The 17,042-nt window shown below is 65.8% G+C and carries 14 protein-coding genes; 10 read left to right on the top strand and 4 right to left on the bottom strand.

The window, feature by feature from the left end; translation table 11 throughout:
* Window positions 1–102: 102 nt before the first annotated feature.
* Window positions 103–930 carry an exodeoxyribonuclease III gene (gene xth / locus H9532_RS03550; protein WP_296365870.1) on the top strand — a complete coding sequence of 276 codons (828 nt, stop codon included), beginning with the start codon at window positions 103–105 and terminating at the stop codon, window positions 928–930.
* Window positions 931–944: 14 nt separating this feature from the next.
* On the opposite strand, the gene H9532_RS03555 is transcribed toward xth, so the two are convergent.
* Window positions 945–2,417 (bottom strand): FAD-linked oxidase C-terminal domain-containing protein, encoded by a 1,473-nt coding sequence (locus H9532_RS03555; protein WP_296365872.1) that lies wholly within the window; start codon window positions 2,415–2,417, stop codon window positions 945–947.
* A 108-nt stretch (window positions 2,418–2,525) separates the two neighbouring features.
* Here H9532_RS03555 and hemL point away from each other — a divergent pair, with 108 nt between their 5' ends.
* From hemL to H9532_RS03590, 7 genes are read left to right on the top strand one after another with little or no spacing between them, the layout of a single operon-like run.
* A complete protein-coding gene (hemL, locus tag H9532_RS03560) occupies window positions 2,526–3,842 on the top strand; it encodes a glutamate-1-semialdehyde 2,1-aminomutase (protein ID WP_296365874.1) in 1,317 nt (438 codons plus the stop codon).
* Window positions 3,821–5,089, top strand: coding sequence for an ABC transporter substrate-binding protein (locus H9532_RS03565; protein ID WP_296365876.1), 1,269 nt, complete (start codon window positions 3,821–3,823; stop codon window positions 5,087–5,089). Before hemL ends, H9532_RS03565 begins: the two co-directional genes overlap by 22 nt.
* Window positions 5,089–6,027 (top strand): branched-chain amino acid ABC transporter permease, encoded by a 939-nt coding sequence (locus tag H9532_RS03570; RefSeq protein WP_296365878.1) that lies wholly within the window; start codon window positions 5,089–5,091, stop codon window positions 6,025–6,027. Before H9532_RS03565 ends, H9532_RS03570 begins: the two co-directional genes overlap by 1 nt.
* 18 nt (window positions 6,028–6,045) lie before the next feature.
* Window positions 6,046–6,909: a branched-chain amino acid ABC transporter permease gene (locus H9532_RS03575; protein WP_296365880.1), complete on the top strand. Its 864-nt coding sequence runs from the start codon at window positions 6,046–6,048 to the stop codon at window positions 6,907–6,909.
* Window positions 6,906–7,697: an ABC transporter ATP-binding protein gene (locus tag H9532_RS03580; protein WP_296365882.1), complete on the top strand. Its 792-nt coding sequence runs from the start codon at window positions 6,906–6,908 to the stop codon at window positions 7,695–7,697. Before H9532_RS03575 ends, H9532_RS03580 begins: the two co-directional genes overlap by 4 nt.
* A complete protein-coding gene (locus tag H9532_RS03585; protein WP_296365884.1) occupies window positions 7,694–8,437 on the top strand; it encodes an ABC transporter ATP-binding protein in 744 nt (247 codons plus the stop codon). Before H9532_RS03580 ends, H9532_RS03585 begins: the two co-directional genes overlap by 4 nt.
* An 8-nt stretch (window positions 8,438–8,445) precedes the next feature.
* The gene (locus tag H9532_RS03590) at window positions 8,446–9,576 is read left to right on the top strand and encodes a calcium:proton antiporter (RefSeq protein WP_296365886.1); all 1,131 of its coding nucleotides are present in this window, start codon (window positions 8,446–8,448) and stop codon (window positions 9,574–9,576) included.
* Window positions 9,577–9,599: 23 nt separating this feature from the next.
* On the opposite strand, the gene ggt is transcribed toward H9532_RS03590, so the two are convergent.
* Together ggt and H9532_RS03600 are read right to left on the bottom strand one after the other, a co-directional pair.
* A complete protein-coding gene (ggt, locus tag H9532_RS03595) occupies window positions 9,600–11,444 on the bottom strand; it encodes a gamma-glutamyltransferase (RefSeq protein ID WP_366664512.1) in 1,845 nt (614 codons plus the stop codon).
* Window positions 11,441–15,073, bottom strand: coding sequence for a hydantoinase B/oxoprolinase family protein (locus H9532_RS03600; RefSeq protein ID WP_296365887.1), 3,633 nt, complete (start codon window positions 15,071–15,073; stop codon window positions 11,441–11,443). Before H9532_RS03600 ends, ggt begins: the two co-directional genes overlap by 4 nt.
* A gap of 88 nt (window positions 15,074–15,161) precedes the next feature.
* Here H9532_RS03600 and H9532_RS03605 point away from each other — a divergent pair, with 88 nt between their 5' ends.
* Window positions 15,162–16,088 carry a LysR substrate-binding domain-containing protein gene (locus H9532_RS03605; RefSeq protein ID WP_296365888.1) on the top strand — a complete coding sequence of 309 codons (927 nt, stop codon included), beginning with the start codon at window positions 15,162–15,164 and terminating at the stop codon, window positions 16,086–16,088.
* Here the strand turns inward: H9532_RS03605 and H9532_RS03610 are convergent.
* On the bottom strand, window positions 16,039–16,530 hold the full coding sequence (locus H9532_RS03610; RefSeq protein ID WP_296365890.1) for a YajQ family cyclic di-GMP-binding protein: 492 nt from the start codon (window positions 16,528–16,530) through the stop codon (window positions 16,039–16,041). The two genes, H9532_RS03605 and H9532_RS03610, sit on opposite strands and share 50 nt — an antisense overlap.
* An 87-nt stretch (window positions 16,531–16,617) precedes the next feature.
* On the opposite strand from H9532_RS03610, the gene H9532_RS03615 reads away from it, so the two are divergent.
* A complete protein-coding gene (locus H9532_RS03615; protein WP_296365891.1) occupies window positions 16,618–17,019 on the top strand; it encodes an MAPEG family protein in 402 nt (133 codons plus the stop codon).
* The last annotated feature ends 23 nt before the right edge of the window (window positions 17,020–17,042 follow it).

The raw sequence follows: 17,042 nt of genomic DNA on the forward strand, positions 1-17,042 counted from the left end.
GGAATCGTAGGAGGGCCATCCGGCTGTGGGGGACACACCGGATCACCATGGATAGCCCAACCTGGAGCACATCCATCCGCCACACCCCCAGGCATCCCACCCATGCGCATCGCCAGCTGGAACGTGAACTCAGTGCGAACGCGGCTTGATCAGGTGCTGGCGTGGCTGGAGCAGCAGCAACCGGAGGTGCTCTGCCTGCAGGAAACCAAGGTGGCCGACGAGCTGTTTCCCCACGGCGCCTTTGAGCAGCTGGGCTACAGCTGTGCGATTAGCGGTCAGAAGGCTTACAACGGCGTCGCCTTGATCAGCCGTCTGCCCATGGACGACGTGCAGGTCGGCTTCACTGCACTGCTGCCACACGATGCTGAAGCCTCTGGACTGAGTGAACAGAAGCGGGTGATCAGCGCCCTGATCGAGGGCGTTCGGGTGCTCAACCTCTATGTACCCAACGGCAGCTCACTCACCAGCGACAAATACGCCTACAAATTGGAGTGGCTCGCCTGCCTGAAGCGCTACCTCGCGGTGCAGGAGCAGCAGGGCGATCCTCTGTGCATGGTGGGCGACTTCAACATCGGACCTGAAGCCCGCGATCTGCACGATCCGGAGCGCCTCAGCGGCGGAATCATGGCCAGCAAGGCGGAGCGCCAGGCCCTTAGCGACGCCCTGGCCGGCCGACTCACAGACGTCTTTCGTGTGTTTGAGCCAAGCAGCGGCCACTGGAGCTGGTGGGATTACCGCAGTGGCGCCTGGGATCGCGACCAGGGCTGGCGCATCGACCACATCTACTTGTCGGAAGATCTGGTGGATTGCGCCACTGGATGCGTCATCGACAAGAACCCTCGGGGCAACATCCAGCCCAGCGATCACGCACCCGTGGTGGTGAATCTTGCCTGGGAAGAGGTCGAGGAGAGCTCAGACGACTGGGAGTAAAGCTCTGACAAAGCTCAGAACACGACAGCTTTTGCGGACAACTCAACGCCTGTGGCACGAAGTTCGACCTGGCGCCTCAGCGATTCTCCGCAGCTTTTTGGCGCAGGGAACAGCTTGCCCGGATTGGCCAGGCCCACAGGATCGATCGCGCGCCGCACCAGCTGCATCGTGGCTTGATCGTCGACGCTGAACATCCAATCCATGTAGCAACGTTTATCGCTGCCGACACCGTGTTCGCCGCTGATGCTGCCCCCAGCGTCGATGCAGAGGCGCAAGATATCGGCGCCAAGGGCCTTCACCCGTTCATTCACCCCCTCCTCACCAGAGCGGTAAAGGATCAGGGGGTGCAGATTGCCATCGCCGGCATGAAACACGTTGGCCACCGCCAGGCCATGCTCCGCGCTGAGTCTATCGATGGCCGCCAACACGCCAGGAAGAGCCGTGCGCGGCACCACACCGTCCTGCAGGTAGTAGCTGGGGAATTGACGGCCCAGGGCTGAGATCGCACTCTTGCGCCCTTTCCACAGCCGCGCCCGCGCCTCCTCGCTCCAGGCCTCACGCACGGCGCCGGCGCCGGCCTCCAGGCAGAGGCGGCTGGCGATCTCCACCGATTCCTTCACCTCGAGCTCATGGCCGTCGAGCTCGATCAGCAGCACGGCCGCGGCCTCACGCGGATACTCATCCACCCCAAAGAAATCATCCACAGCCTGGATGCAGGGGTTGTCCATCATTTCCATGCCCGCCGGCAGCACCCCGGCACCGGTGATCAGGCGTACCGCCTCACCAGCCGCCTCCATGGAGGCGAAATCCGCCAGCAGCACCGCCACGGTTTGCGGGGTGCGCAGCAACCGCAGGGTGATCGCCGTAGCGATCCCAAGGGTGCCCTCACTGCCGATGAACACGCCGCGCAGGTCGAGGCCCGGCATCTCCGGCAAGCCACCACCCAGGGTGGTGATCGAGCCATCGGGCAACACCACCTCCATCTCCAACACGTGATTGCTGGTGACGCCGTATTTGAGGCAGTGCACGCCGCCGGAGTTCTCGGCCACGTTGCCGCCGATGCTGCAGGCCACCTGGCTGGAGGGATCCGGGGCGTAATAAAAGCCGTCGCCGGCAACCGCACGGGTGACCCAGCTGTTGATCACCCCCGGCTGCACGGTGATCCGCTCATTGGCCAGATCCACATCCAGCACTTTGCGCATGCGGCTGGTGGCGATCACCAGAGCGGGTTGCTCCGCCAACGCCCCCCCGGAGAGGCCAGTGCCACTGCCGCGGGCGATGAACGGCACCTCCAGCTCGGCGCAGAGCTTCACCACCGCCGCCACCTGTTCGGTGCTCTCCGGCAGCACCACCAGCGGCGGCTGATGACGATTCAGGGTGAGGCCGTCACAGTCGTAGGCCAGCAACTCCTGACGCTTGGACACCACAGCCCGCGGCGGCAGCAAGGGCCGAAGGCGGCGTTCCAGCAAGCCCCAGTCAGGCGTCACAGCGTCGGGCAGTGGTGGCAAGACCTTAACGAGAGTTCCGCCACTGGACTCCCGGGCCTGCAATTGCGTAAGGATGGTGCGCTCAAGCTCCCGTCTGCGGAATCCGTTTTGACCTCGGCACCTGTTTCGGCTCCCGTGCACAACACCACCCGGTCCCAGGAACTGTTCAGTGCCGCTCAGACGCTGATGCCCGGCGGCGTGAGCTCGCCGGTGCGCGCCTTCCGTTCCGTGGGCGGCCAGCCGATCGTGTTTGACCGCGTCAAGGGCGCCTACGCCTGGGACGTGGACGGCAACCGCTATATCGATTACATCGGCAGCTGGGGCCCTGCCATCTGCGGCCATGCCCACCCTGAGGTGATCGGCGCCCTGCACGAGGCGCTGGAGAAGGGCACCAGCTTTGGCGCCCCCTGCGCGCTGGAAAACAAGCTGGCGGAAATGGTGATCGATGCCGTGCCATCGGTGGAGATGGTGCGCTTCGTGAACAGCGGCACCGAGGCCTGCATGTCGGTGCTGCGCCTGATGCGCGCCTTCACCGGCCGCGAAAAAATCATCAAGTTCGAAGGCTGCTATCACGGCCACGCGGACATGTTCCTGGTGAAGGCCGGCTCCGGCGTGGCCACCCTCGGTCTGCCCGATTCCCCCGGCGTGCCGCGCACCACTGCAGCCAGCACCCTCACCGCTCCTTACAACGACCTCGAGGCGGTGAAGAAGCTCTTCGCCGAGAACCCCGGTGAAATTGCCGGCGTGATCCTCGAGCCCGTGGTGGGCAACGCCGGCTTCATCACCCCTGAGCCCGGCTTCCTGGAAGGCATCCGCGAACTCACCAAAGAGAACGGCGCCCTGCTGGTGTTCGACGAGGTGATGACCGGTTTCCGCATCAGCTACGGCGGTGCCCAGGCGAAGTTCGGCATCACCCCCGATCTCACCACCATGGGCAAGGTGATCGGCGGAGGTCTGCCCGTGGGTGCCTATGGCGGCCGCGCCGACATCATGAGCATGGTGGCTCCCGCCGGCCCGATGTATCAAGCCGGCACCCTCAGCGGCAATCCCCTGGCGATGACCGCCGGCATCAAAACCCTGGAGCTGCTCAAGCAGCCCGGCAGCTACGAGCGCCTCGAAGCGATCACCAAGCGCCTGATCGATGGAATCATCGAGGGCGCCCGCAGTGCCGGCCTGCCGATCACCGGCGGCTCGATCAGCGCCATGTTCGGCTTCTTCCTCTGCGAAGGCCCGGTGCGCAACTTCGAAGAAGCCAAGGCGGCCGACACCGTGCGCTTCGGCAAGCTGCATCGCGCCATGCTCGAGCGCGGCATCTACCTGGCCCCCAGCGCCTTTGAGGCTGGCTTCACCTCCCTGGCCCACAGCGACGAGGACATCGACGCCACCATCGCCGCCTTCCGCGAATGCTTCGCAGCGGTGGCCTGAACCCCATCGATCCGCTTGTGGCCAGACGCCGCGGCAGCGCCCGTCTGGCCACAGCTGTGGCTGGTGCGCTCGCCTTGTTGGCGTTCCTCGGACGCAGCAGTGATCCCGCCGCGCAACCCCTGAGCCCAGCGGCTCCGCTCAAGCTTGGCGCAGCTCTGGCCCTCACGGGCAATGCGAATCTCTACGGCCAAGACCAGCGCATGGGCATCAGCCTGGCGCAGGCCTGGCTGCAGGCTCAGCCACACCCCCGCCCGGTGCAGCTGCAACTAGAGGACGGCGCCTCCGATGAGCCCAGCGCCATCGCGGCCTTCAACCTGCTCATCCGCCAGGGGGTGATCACCTTGATCGGCCCCACCCTCTCGCAGCAAGCCTTCGCCGCCGACCCGATCGCCCAGCGCCAGGGGGTGCCGGTGGTGGCACCCTCCAATACGGCCAAGGGCATTCCCCAGATCGGTTCGTTCATCAGCCGCGTCTCAGCGCAGAGCTCGGTGATCGCACCGCTCTCGATCGATGAGGCCCTGCGCCGCGAACCCGGCACCCGCCGCGTGGCCGTGTTCTTCGCCCAGGACGACGCTTACAGCACAGCCGAAACGGCGATTTTCCAGAAAGTTCTGGCTGCGCGGGGCCTGAAGCCGGTGAGCGTGCAACGCACCCAGCTGGCCGATAACGATTTTCAAAACCCGATCACAGCTGCGCTGCAGCAGCGGCCGCAGATCGTCGTGATCTCAGCCCAGGCCGTGGATGGCGGCAACCTGATCCGTCAGCTGCGGGAGCTGGGGTACCGCGGCCAGATCGTGGTAGGCAATGGCCTCAATACCCCAAACATCTACCCGATCTGCCAGCGCTGGTGTGATGGCGTGCTGATCGCCCAGGCCTACAGCCCGGAGCTCAACACCCCGGTGAACCTCGCCTTCCGGCGCCTGTTCGCCGACGCCAACCAGGGCCGCACCCCGGGCCAGATCGCGGCCCAGGCCTGGACTGCCTACCAGGTGGTGTTTGAAGCGATCCAGCGGGTGCAGAAGCGCGGCGGGTTTGAGGGCCTGACCCTGGGCGACGCTCGGCAGCAGCTGATGCAGGAACTTCTCAACGGCCGCTACAACACCCCCCTGGGACCGATCCGCTTCCGCCCTGACGGTGAAGTGGTGCAGGGGCGTTTTTATGTGGCCCAGGTGCGCATGGATGCAACCGGGCGCAGCGGCCGCTTCACCCTGGTGCGCGAGCAGGAGCTCCCGGAGGATGCGCCGTGATGGAAACGCTGCTGCAGACCCTCTTGAACGGCGCCGCCAGTGGAGGGGTGTATGCCCTGGTAGCTCTGGGCTACACGCTGATCTTCTCGGTGCTGGGGGTGATCAACTTCGCCCAGGGCGCCCTGTTCAGCCTTGGCGGCTACCTCACCTACCTGCTGCTGGGGGGCAAGATCGGCGTCAACGGTGCCCTGCCGGGATGGGGGCTGCCTATCGGACTGCCGTTCTGGCTGGCGCTGCTGCTGGCGGCCCTGGGTTCAGGAGCCATCGGGCTGCTGGTGGAGCGCATCGCCTTCGCGCCCCTGCGCCGTCGCGGCGCCGAACCGCTGCTCTCGCTGATCACCAGCCTGGGAGCGGGCGTGGTGCTGGTGAACCTGCTGCAACTGCTGATGGGAGCCGAGGGCTACGCCTTCCCCCAAGGTGCAGCCGGCCTCGCCCACCTACCGGAATCACTGCTGCTCGGCGGCGCCCGCATCCGCACCATCCAGGTGTTGCTGCTGGCGATCTCGGCGCTTGCCGTGGCCAGCCTCAGCCTCTGGCTAGACAAGAGCCGCAGCGGCAAGGCGATGCGCGCCGTAGCGGAGGACCCAACCACTGCGACCCTGCTGGGCATCAACAGCGAGGCCGTGGTGCGCTTGGCCTTTCTGCTCAGCGGCATGCTCGCGGGGCTCGGAGGCGGCCTGATCGGCATGAGCGTGAGCCTGGCGGGCCCCTACTTCGGCATCAGCTACGGCCTCAAGGGTCTGGCCGTGCTGGTGCTGGGGGGCCTGGGGAGCGTGCCGGGCGCCATCGTGGGAGGCCTGGTGATGGGGCTGGCCGAAGCACTGATTCCTTCGCAAGCCTCCGGTTGGCGGGATGCGCTCGCCTTCGCGATCCTGTTCGCCGTGCTGGTGCTGCGCCCCAGTGGTCTGTTGGGCCGCCGCCAGCTGGAGAAGGTCTGAATCGATGGGAGAGGCGCTGTGATCGATAACGGCCTGCTGGTGCAGATGATCCTTGGGGCCCTGCTGGGCTTGTCGGTGTATCTGCCGATGGCGGCGGGGCAGCTCTCACTGGCCACCCCGGCCTTCTATGCCGTGGGCGGCACCCTCGCGGCGCTGCTCTCCACCCAGGACAACGCCCAAGCCGGCATCACGCTTGGGGCCATGGTGGGGGAAATGTTCCTGGCAGCAGGCCTCACCGCTGGCCTGGCACTCCTGGTGGGGCTGCCGGTGCTGCGTCTACGGGGGATCTACCTCGCCATCGCCACCATCGCCCTGGTGGAAATCGTTCGGGTGGCCATCCTCAACCTCCCCTTCACAGGAGGTGCCGCCGGCATCTTCGGCATCCCTCAACCGTTTCAACAACCCTTGGGCTACGTGCTGTTCAGCGGCGGCCTGCTGGCGGCGTGCGGCTGGCTCTGTCAACGCCTGGAAGCGAGCCGCCTGGGCCGCTCGATGGCTGCGATCCGCGATGACGAGCTCGCCAGCCGCTGCATGGGCATCCACACCACCCGGGTGAAACTCACCGCCTTTGTGGCCAGCGCCGTGCTGGCGGGCATCACTGGCGTGATCGCCGCCCATTACCTCAACACTTGGAATGCCCGCCAAGGCAGCTTCGATGTGGCGATCACAACTCTCGCCTTTGTGATCCTGGGGGGCTCCCGTAGCTGGCTCGGGCCCGTGATCGGCGGACTGCTGCTCACCGCCCTGCCGGAACTGCTGCGGCCGGTGGGTGATCTGCGGCTGGTGCTCTTTGGCCTGGTGATCCTGCTGGGCCCGGTGTTGTTCCCACAGGGGCTGATCACCCCAGCACTGCTGGAGCGGCTGGGGCGGTGGAAGCCATGAGCAGCTCCACCAAGACCGAGGCAGGCCCATGGCTGGAGCTGCGGCAGATCAGCCGTCAGTTCGGCGGCTTGCAGGCCCTCAGCGAGGTGAGCTTCCAGGTGGAGGAAGGTGAGATCTTCGGCCTCATCGGCCCGAACGGCGCCGGTAAAACCACCCTGTTCAACCTGCTCTCAGGAGTCACCCCAGCCTCCAGCGGCACGATCCACTGGCGAGGCCAGGCGATGCAGGGACTCAGCCCCGACCGCCACAACCGTCTGGGCATTGCCCGCACCTTTCAGAACCTGCGGCTCTTCACCGGGCTGAGCGTGCTCGACAACGTGCTTGTGGCCTTGCATCGCCAGCCCCAGGGCAGCGGGCTCGATGCCCTGCTGAACAGCTCTCGATTCCAGCGCCGCCAGAGCGAGCTTCGCCAACGGGCCATGCAACTGCTCGAGGAGTTGGGGCTGGCGGATCAAGCCCATCGCCAGGCCTCAGGCCTGGCCTATGGCGATCGCCGCCGGCTGGAAATCGCCCGAGCACTGGCCACCGCGCCAGCACTGCTGCTCCTGGATGAACCGGCCGCGGGCATGAACCCCCGCGAGAAGGAACAGCTGTGCGAGCTGCTGGCGGTGCTGCGTCAACGCCATCAGCTGACGTTGGTGGTGATCGAACACCATGTGCCCCTACTGATACAGCTCTGCCAGCGGCTGGCGGTGCTGGATTTCGGGCGCCTGATCGCCCTCGGCACCCCAGAACAGATCCAACGGGATCCGCGCGTAATCGAGGCCTACCTGGGAGGCAGCCGATGAGCAGCAGCATCCAGCCACCACCCTCGCTCCAACCCTTGCTGCAGATTGAGCAGTTGCAGGTGCACTACGGCAGTGTGCAGGCTCTGGCAGGGGTGTCGCTGCAGGTGCAGCGCGGCGAACTGGTGACGCTGCTCGGCTCGAACGGCGCCGGCAAGAGCACCACCCTGAGGGCCATCTCACGGCTGGAGCCCGCCAGCAGCGGAAGGATTCTCTGGCATGGCGCCGACCTGGCGACCGTGCCGGCCCATCGCACCCTCAAGCTCGGCATCGGGCACTGCCCGGAGGGTCGGCGGCTGCTCAACCGCCAAAGCGTGGCCTTCAATCTCGAACTCGGTGCTTACCTGCGCCGCGATCGCAGCGGGATCGCCGCCGATCTGGAGCGTTGTTACGCGCTCTTCCCACGCCTGGCGGAACGGCAGCAGCAGCAGGCGGGAGCCCTCTCCGGCGGCGAGCAACAGATGCTGGCGATCGCCAGAGCGTTGATGGGCCGGCCGGAGCTGTTGATGCTGGATGAACCCAGCCTGGGGTTGGCCCCGAAGCTGGTGACGGAGGTGATGGCTGTGCTGGCGGAGCTGCATCGCAACGGCCAGACGATCCTGCTGGTGGAGCAGAACGCCCAAGCAGCTCTGGAGATCGCCGATCGCGGCTATGTGCTCGAAGCCGGGCGCATCCAACTGCAGGACAACGCCGCGGATCTGCTCAAGAATCCCGAACTGAAAGCCGCCTATCTGGGGAGCTGATCACAGCAATGGGGAACGCGTGGATGGGCCTCGGCCGCGAACTGCTGGCCAGCCGCTGGAGCCTGCTGTTGCTCTTCACCACGGCGGCCCTGATGGCCAGGCTGGATGCAGCGATGCCGATCAGCCAGTTGATCGGCTGGTTTGTGGTGTGCGGGCTTGGCCTGGTGCCCCTGGCCCGGATGATCGCCGAGATGGTGGAAGCCCTGGCCGACCGCCTCGGCGATCGCATCGGCGGCCTTGTGAGTGTGGCCCTGGGCAATCTGGTGGAACTGGTGGTGTCATTCACCGCGTTGGCCAGCGGCCTGTATGAGCTGGTGGTGATCTCCATCGCCGGCGCCGTGATCACCAATTGCCTGCTGGTCCTCGGCATCAGCACCTGCCTGAGCGCCCGCAACACAGCCACGATCCGGATCCATCCCCACAGCACCGGATTGCAGAGCCAGCAATTGCTGGTGAGCACCATCTTTCTGGCTGTGCCCTCGATCTTTTTTGTGCGCCTACGCCATGCGATGAGCGACGGCAGCAACCGATTTGATGGCTTTGCCACCTATTCAACGGTGGTCGCGAGCCTGGTGCTGGTGTTCTATCTGCTGTCGTTCGTCTATCAACTGGGCACCGGTCGCAATCTCTATGTGCGTCAGCAATCGGAGCAGGTGCTGCCACCCACTGGTGAAGAACGTCCGTTGGTGGTGCTGATTGGCATGCTGCTGCTGGCGAGCCTGCTGCTGGTGGGTGTGTCCGAGCGCCTGGTGGAATCGCTGCAGCTGCTGGTGGATGGGGCGCACCTCAATCCACTGTTTGTGGGTCTGTTTCTGCTGCCGCTGTTTGGATCCTTCTCTGAAGGGCTGATTGCTGTGAAAGCCTCTCTGAGCAATCGCATGGATCTGGCGATGACGAGCACCGTGGAGTCGAGCGTTCAGCTGCTGCTGTTTGTGCTGCCGCTCCTGGTTCTTTGTGGCATGCCGATGGGGCGCTACCTGCACATGGCGATCCCGGGCGATGCCCTGTTCTGCCTGGGGTCCACGGTGCTGGCCGTGCACTGGATCACCGAAAACCGCGAGCTGAGTTGGTACGAGGGGTCGTTGTTACTCACGCTCTACGCGGTGATGGCCAGCGGCAGCTTGCTGCTGGGAGGCTGAGGCGCCCTCGATCGCCGTGTCCTCTAGGGCCGCTCGGCCACGGCGGCCGCATCCACGCGGCGTGGATCCGCAGTTCCAAGGCTGCCCACGATGGCGCTGGCCCTGGCGCCAGCTCCGTAACGCACCTCCACGGAATTAGCCGACCCCATGGCCGCCACCAGCTTCACCACATGCCCTCGCTGCCCTAACAGCGTCTGCGTGTCTGGGCTGAAGCCCTGCTCAATGCTGATCTGATCAGGCCAGAGCTGGCTGTGCAGCCGGGGCGCGGCGACCGCGGAAGCGAGGTTGAGGCCATGAACCAAGCGATTCAGCAACACCTGCAACACCGTGGTGATGATGCGGCTGCCGCCGGGGCTCCCGGTGGCCAGGAGGGGTGATCCATCCGGGCGGAAGACCAGCGTGGGTGTCATCGAGCTGAGGGGGCGGCGCCCTGGTGCGATGGCGTTCTGGCTGCCTTGCCGCAGGCCGTAGGCATTCGGTGCACCGGGCTTGGCCGTGAAGTCATCCATCTCGTTGTTGAGCAGAAAGCCCGCTCCCGGCACCGTGATGCCGTTGCCATAGGCCGTGTTGAGGGTGGTGGTGGTAGCCACCAGCCCGCCATCGCGATCCACCACCGAGAGATGGGTGGTGTTGGTGCCCTCCCCCAGGGGGCTGGGTTCTGCCTCCAGCTCGGCCGCCGGCCGATGGCGATCGGCACGGATGCGTAGCCGTTGCTCCACCGCATAACGATCACTGAGGAGACGATCCAGGGGCATCACCACCTGATCGGGATCGCCCAGCAGACGATTGCGATCGCGATAGGCCAGGTTCATCGCCTCCACCATCGTGTGAATCGTGGCGGCACTGTTGAGACCGCTCTGGGCCAGCTTGAGCGGCTCGAGCACGTTGAGCAGCTGCAGCAGCGTGGCGCCGCCACCGCTGGGGGGCGGCATGGTGAGCACCCGATGCCCCTGAAATGTGGCCTGCAGCGGCGTGGCCCAGGGGGCTTGATAGGCCGCCAGATCAGTCGCGGTGATCAGGCCAGCCTCGGCCCGCATCAGAGCCGTGAGCTGCGCAGCCAAGCGACCGCGGTAGAAGCAGCTGGAGCCTTGCTCGGCAATGCAGCGCAAGCTGGCGGCCAGCTCTGGCTGCCTGAGCCGATCACCGGGCCGATAAGGCTTGCCACCGGCCTTGAAAAACTGCCGGGCGCTGGCGGGATGGGCCTTGAGCAGTGGCGCCGCAGCCTCCAGGGAAGCGCTGAGTTCAGCCCCCACGGGAAAACCCCGCTCGGCCAACTGGATCGCGGGCTGCATCACTGCTGCCAGGGGCAAACAGCCATAGCGCGCCTGCACCCGGGTGAGCCCCGCCACCGTGCCAGGCACAGCGGTGCTGAGCAGGCTGCGCAGGGCCCGCTCACGGTTCACGCTCCCGTCGGGATTGAGAAAGAGATCAGGGCCAGCGGCCTGGGGCGCCGTTTCACGGAAGTTGAGGGCAACCGCCTCGCCGCGGCCAACGGCCAGCGCCTGGGGAGGAGAAGCCTCGCGAGCCACGGCTCTGCAGGTGCTGATCGGCCCGCTGCGCGGAAGCCACAGCACCAGAAATCCACCACCACCCAGGTTGCCGGCCTGCGGCAGCGTGACCGCCAACGCAAACGATGTAGCCACCGCCGCATCCACCGCATTGCCACCCTGGCGCAGGATCTGAGCTCCCACCGCCGCGGCCTGCGCCTCCTGAGCCGCCACCATGCCGCCGCTGGATTCCACCGGATGGAAACGCTGGGCCTGCTCCTGCAACAGGTTGGCGCGGGCAGGAGCAAGGGCCAGGGCTGCAGCGATGCCCACCAACAGGCGACAGAGCAGCACGGCAGAGATGGCAATCGGACTGGTCAAAGTCTGGAGTTCCGCTCGGCCGGTCCATACCCCCCACCCCCCGGCGTTTCCACGATCACCCGATCCCCCACCGCCAGCTCCACAGCGGCACGGCCCGGCAAGCGCACCAGCTCCCCATCGGCCCGCAGCAAAACGTTGGCGCCGCAGGCGCCGGGCTCTCCACCGGCCAGGCCAAAGGGCTCTACCTCTCGGCTACCGGTGAGCAACGACACGGTGATCGGCTCCAATGCCCGCAGCTCCCGCACCACCCCATCGCCACCGCGCCAACGGCCGGCACCACCACTACCGCGGCGGATCTTGAATCGCTCCAGCCGCACGGGCAGCCGCTGCTCCAGGATCTCCGGATCGGTGAGGCGGGAGTTGGTCATGTGCGACTGCACCGCTGAAGCGCCCGCATAGCCCTCACCAGCGCCGGTGCCGCCGCAGATCGTTTCGTAGTACTGGCAGCGCGCGTTGCCGAAGCTGAGGTTGTTCATGGTGCCCTGGGCAGCCGCCATCACGCCAAGCGCCGCAAACAAGGCATTGGCAACCGCCTGGGAGGTTTCCACGTTGCCCGCCACCACCGCCGCCGGGGGCAGAGGGTTAAGCAGCGATCCCTCAGGCACCACCAGCTGAAGCGGCTCGAAGCATCCTGCGTTCAGCGGAATCGGCTCCTGCACCAGGCAGCGGAACACGTAGAGCACCACCGCCTTGGTGATCGCCAGGGGAGCGTTGAGGTTGCTGGGCTGTTGTGGCGAGGAGCCGCTGAAGTCGATCCGAGCACGGCGGAGGGCGTGATCCACCTGCACGGCCACCACGATCTTGGCGCCGCAGTCCATCCGCACTCGCGCGGCGCCATCGGCGAGCTGATCAATCACCCGGCGCACGGCTTCGGCGGCATGGTCTTGCACCTGGCGCATGGCGCTGCTCACCGAATCGAGGCCCTGGCGCTCCATCAGCGCCTGAAGCCGCTCCACCCCCAGGTGATTGGCCGCCAGCTGAGCCTGCAGATCAGCCATGAGTTGATCTGGATTGCGCACCGGAAAGGTTCCTGCACTGAGCCGTTCTCGCCAGTTCGCCTCCAGCAAGCGGCCATCACGCACCAAAGGAACGTTGTCGAGCAGCAGGCCTTCCTCTTCGATCGTGGTGCTGTGGGGCGGCATCGAGCCCGGCGTGATGCCGCCCACATCGGCGTGATGCCCCCGGCTGGCAACGAAGGCCACCAGTTGATCGCCGGCAAACACTGGACTGATCACCGTGAGATCCGGCAGGTGGGTGCCGCCGTTGAAGGGGTTGTTGGAGACGACCGCATCCCCCGGGGCGAGCGGCTCCATGGCGCCGCACTGCACATCCCTCAGCAGCGCCAGAACGCTCTCCCCCATCGAGCCCAGGTGAACAGGAATATGCGGAGCGTTAGCCACCAAACGACCTTCGGCATCAAAGAGCGCACAGGAAAAGTCGAGTCGCTCGCGGATGTTCACCGAAGCGCTGGTCTGCTGCAAACGCGTGCCCATCTGCTCAGCGATCGCCATGAAGCGATGGCTGAACAACTCCAGCTGGATCGGATCCAACGGGGTCGTGCTGGCCGCCAGCGGACGCCGAGACGCCACGGCCTGCTGCTCCAGCAGCAGCTCGCCCGCCGGCAGCACACGTGCACGCCAGCCAGGCAACAGCAGGATGGTGCCCGTGGCCTCGGCAATCAACGCCGGACCAGTGACCTGCTGATCCGCAGCCAGGTGCTCACGCTGCCATAACGGCGCGCGCTGCCAGGCGCCATGGATGTGGAGCTGCACGGAGCAGCTCGGGGCTTCGTTTCCCGATGCATCGGCAGGGGGCGCCACGTGCAACGGCGCGCCAGGCCAGGTGAGCTCCAGTGAGAAACGCCCCACCTCCGGCCAGCCGGCAGCTCCTGCAGGCCTCGAGGGGAGATAGCCGTAACGGGCGCGATAAGCCTGCTGAAACGCTTCGGCCAGCTCCGCCGCGCTGGCCTCCTGGGGCCAGCGCACCGGCAAGGCTTGATCGGAGCCCGGCCAGCGCAGATGCAACAGGCGCTCCAGCCGAACGCCACCATCAACACCCAAACCCTCCGGCAGATGGGACTGGAGGATCCGGTGAGCACGCTGATCCAGCTGCGGCAGGAGGGCATCACTGAGCGGCTCATCCACGCTCTGCTCCAGCAGCTGGCCCTGATCAGCCAAGCCGATGCCATAGGCCGACAACACACCCGCCAGTGGATGCAGCAGCACCTGGCGCATGCCGAGCAGCTCCGCCAAGGCGCAGGCGTGCTGGCCGCCCGCGCCGCCAAAGCTGCAGAGCACCGCTTCCCTGAGATCGTGGCCCTGCTGAATCGAAATGCGGCGGATCGCTTCCGCCATGCGCTCTAGGGCCACAGCCAAAGCGCCTTCCGCCGCCTGCTCAGGGCTGCAGCCCATCGCGGCGGCCAAAGCCTTGAACTGCTGCTGCACCACCCCGAGATCCAGGGGCTGATCACCTTCCGGCCCAAACAACGTCGGGAAGTGCTGCGGCTGCAGCCGGCCCAGCATCACATTGGCATCGGTGATTGTGAGCGGGCCACCACGCCGGTAGCAAGCCGGCCCTGGATTTGCGCCAGCTGAATCCGGACCGACGGCCAACCGAAGACCGTCGAAACTCAAACAGGAGCCACCACCGGCAGCCACGGTGTGGATTGCCAACATCGGCGCCTGGATCGGAACGCCGCCCAACTCCACCTGCTGATGGCGGGGCCAGGCGCCCTCCACGTAGCAAACATCGGTGGATGTGCCCCCCATATCGAAGCCAACGATCCGTTGGAAGCCGGCAGCGGCAGCGGTGCGAGCAGCACCCACCAGCCCGCCGGCCGGGCCGGAAAGGATCGTGTCTTTGGCGTGGAGCGCCTCGGGGGCGGTGAGCATCCCGCTGGATTGCATTACCTGAAGCGGCACATGACTGCCCAGATCCGCCCGCAGCTGCTGGAGATAGGCGCTGAGCACCGGCGCAACCGCCGCCTCGAGCACGGTGGTATGCCCCCGGGGCACCAGGCGAGGCAACGGGCTCACCTGATGCGACAAGGCGATCTGATCAAACCCCAACGACGCCAACCAGGAGCTAACAGCCTGCTCATGGCTCGGATTGATCACGCTGTGCAGCAGGGCCACAGCAACGCTGCGGACGCCATCGGCCCAAGCCTGCTGCACTTGCCGTTGCAGCTCCTCTGAGAGCTGCAACGGCTCCAACTCCTCGCCGTGAGCTCCGATGCGACCCTCAATCTCGATCACACGCTGGTAGAGCGGATCAGGGCGCTCAATCGCCAACGCAAACAGATCGGGGCGGTGCTGGTCGCCGATGTCCAACAGATCGGCGAAGCCTTGATTCACCAGCAGCAGCGTGGGCGCACCGTTCTGCTCGAGGAAGGCATTGGTTGCCACCGTGGTGCCGAGCCGTATCTCCTCAATCCAGCCCTCGGGTATGCGGGCATCGGAAGCATCCAGCCCCAGCAAACGGCGGATGGCTCGCACCGCCGGATCACCCGGCTGATCGGGCTGCACCGACAACACCTTCTCCACCAGCAGCGCACCCTCCGGGGAGCGCGCCACCACGTCGGTGAAGGTGCCACCGCGATCAATCCAGAAGCGCCAGCTGCCCTTGGCCATGTGCAGCTGCAAGGCACTAGTTCAACTCTACGAAGGCTGCATCACCCCATCGTTGGCCGATGCTGGGGTGTTGCGATCCAGATCCGACTTGGTCGAGCAGGACGTGCTGGCCGCTCTCGATGGGCTTCTCTGGCTGCGGACGGGGGACGCCGTGGCGGAGCGTCTGGGGATCAGCCAATCGAGCGTGTCACGTGTGGCGAGCCGCTGCCTGCGCCTGTTTGGGAACAAGGGCCACAAGCTTGATGGGGAATGGGATCTGATCGGGGATGAGCCCCTGCTGGCGGCGGAGCGGAGGGTGCATCAGATCGCCCGCTGGATGGGGCACCGGCCGCTGCGCCTGGAAGCCACCTACTGGTCAGGGCCATTGCTGTGCACGCCTGTGCCGCAGGGTTGGACCTTGGGGCAATGCAACATCGTGGGCGTGCAGCGCAACTGGGAGCTGCTGCGCGAGCGGATCGTGGATGTGTGGCTGTCTGGCCTGCCCGACCTGCCCGAAGCCGAGGATCCCGATCTCACCAGCCTCACCCTCTCGCAGATGCCGGTGCACTGCCTGGTGGGGGAGGGCCACCCGCTCCTGGATCGGCCCTCACTGTGCTTTGCCGATCTGGCCGCTTTCCCAAGTCTGGCTCTGCCGGCGGATGCCTACCCCCAGGTTGAGAGGGCGCTGCGCCAGCTCGGGCTCTGGAGCTCACCGGTGCGCATGAAGCGCTACCAGCGGCAGCTGTGGGAAGGCAAAACCGAGCAGGAACTGACCATTGGCTACGGCACGGCGCTGAGCCTGCAGCTACCAGGACCGGCCATGCATCGCCTGCCGCTGCAACTGCCGATCCAATCCGGCGAAGCGCTGGTAGTCCGGCGGGAGTTTGTCCACACCCCCGCGTTCCAACAGCTGGCCCGCACCCTGCACGCTCGCCTCAGCCAGCTGGCCGTGGGTCTGCCAGAGGTTGAGATGCTGCCGCTGCCGTTCAGCGGTAGTTCTGAAACTGGAGAGGCACCTCCACGTCCTGAGCCTTGAGGAGATTGATGGCGGCCTGGAGGTCGTCCTTGCTCTTGCCGGTCACCCGCAGCGCGTCGCCCTGAATCGCCACAGTCACCTTCTTGAGCTCATCACGCACGGTTTTGCTGAGCTTCTTGGCCAGGTCTTGGCTGAGGCCCTTGCGCAGCTTCACCAGCTGCTTCACCCGATTGCCGCCCACGGGTTCGGGGGTCTGGAAGTCGAAGATCTTGAGGGAGAGATCGCGCTTGGTGGCCTTCTGGCGCAACACATCTTCCACCGCCTGGAGGGTCATGTCGCTGGCGGTGGTGATCGTGAAGCTGGTTTCCTCCAGGTCGATCTCGGTGTTCGAATCCTTGAGGTCGTAGCGGGTCGACACATCGCGGCGCACCTGATCAAGGGTGTTCACCAACTCCTGACGGTCGAAGTCAGAAACCACGTCAAAGGAATAGGTGTCGGCCATGGGCAGAGCAGCGGCAACGGCTGGAACTGAGCCCAGCCTAGAAAAGGAGGCTGATTCCAACCGCCGGCCCCGCGGCGTGCAGCCTCGATGCAATCTGCGTTTGCCTGGTCGCTCTGCCTTGCCGCCGGCGTGGTCGTGGCCAGCCTGATTCCCCTAGGCGCCGCCAGATCCCAAGCCGATTTCCAAATCAGCGACCTGGCCGCGCCAAGGGCGATGTTTGATCGCTTGCCGGAATGGGGCAAACGCGCCAACTGGGCTCACCTCAACAGCTTCGAAGCGTTTGTGCTGTTTGCACCGGCTGCCTTGCTGTGCCTGATCAGACAGGTGGACAGCACCACGGCCATCGCGGCTGCGTGGATCTACCCCGGCCTGCGCCTGGCTTACATCGCCGCCTATGTGGCCAACCTGCCACCACTGCGCTCGCTGTGCTGGGCGGGGGCGATGACGTGCACGGGGATTCTTTATCTGAGCGGGCTCCTGGCGCCATAAGCAACAAACAGAGCAAACGTAAA

Source organism: Vulcanococcus sp. Clear-D1 (assembly GCF_014654725.1).
In the GTDB taxonomy this organism is placed as follows: Bacteria; Cyanobacteriota; Cyanobacteriia; order PCC-6307; family Cyanobiaceae; genus Vulcanococcus.

What these genes read in the sequence shown, in the direction of transcription:
- xth (WP_296365870.1), top strand. Translation starts at nt 103, where the DNA reads ATGCGCATCGCCAGCTGGAACGTGAACTCAGTGCGAACGCGGCTTGAT.
- H9532_RS03565 (WP_296365876.1), top strand. Translation starts at nt 3,821, where the DNA reads ATGCTTCGCAGCGGTGGCCTGAACCCCATCGATCCGCTTGTGGCCAGA.
- H9532_RS03570 (WP_296365878.1), top strand. Translation starts at nt 5,089, where the DNA reads ATGGAAACGCTGCTGCAGACCCTCTTGAACGGCGCCGCCAGTGGAGGG.
- H9532_RS03580 (WP_296365882.1), top strand. Translation starts at nt 6,906, where the DNA reads ATGAGCAGCTCCACCAAGACCGAGGCAGGCCCATGGCTGGAGCTGCGG.
- H9532_RS03585 (WP_296365884.1), top strand. Translation starts at nt 7,694, where the DNA reads ATGAGCAGCAGCATCCAGCCACCACCCTCGCTCCAACCCTTGCTGCAG.
- H9532_RS03590 (WP_296365886.1), top strand. Translation starts at nt 8,446, where the DNA reads ATGGGGAACGCGTGGATGGGCCTCGGCCGCGAACTGCTGGCCAGCCGC.
- H9532_RS03600 (WP_296365887.1), bottom strand. Translation starts at nt 15,073, where the DNA reads ATGGCCAAGGGCAGCTGGCGCTTCTGGATTGATCGCGGTGGCACCTTC.
- H9532_RS03610 (WP_296365890.1), bottom strand. Translation starts at nt 16,530, where the DNA reads ATGGCCGACACCTATTCCTTTGACGTGGTTTCTGACTTCGACCGTCAG.
- H9532_RS03615 (WP_296365891.1), top strand. Translation starts at nt 16,618, where the DNA reads ATGCAATCTGCGTTTGCCTGGTCGCTCTGCCTTGCCGCCGGCGTGGTC.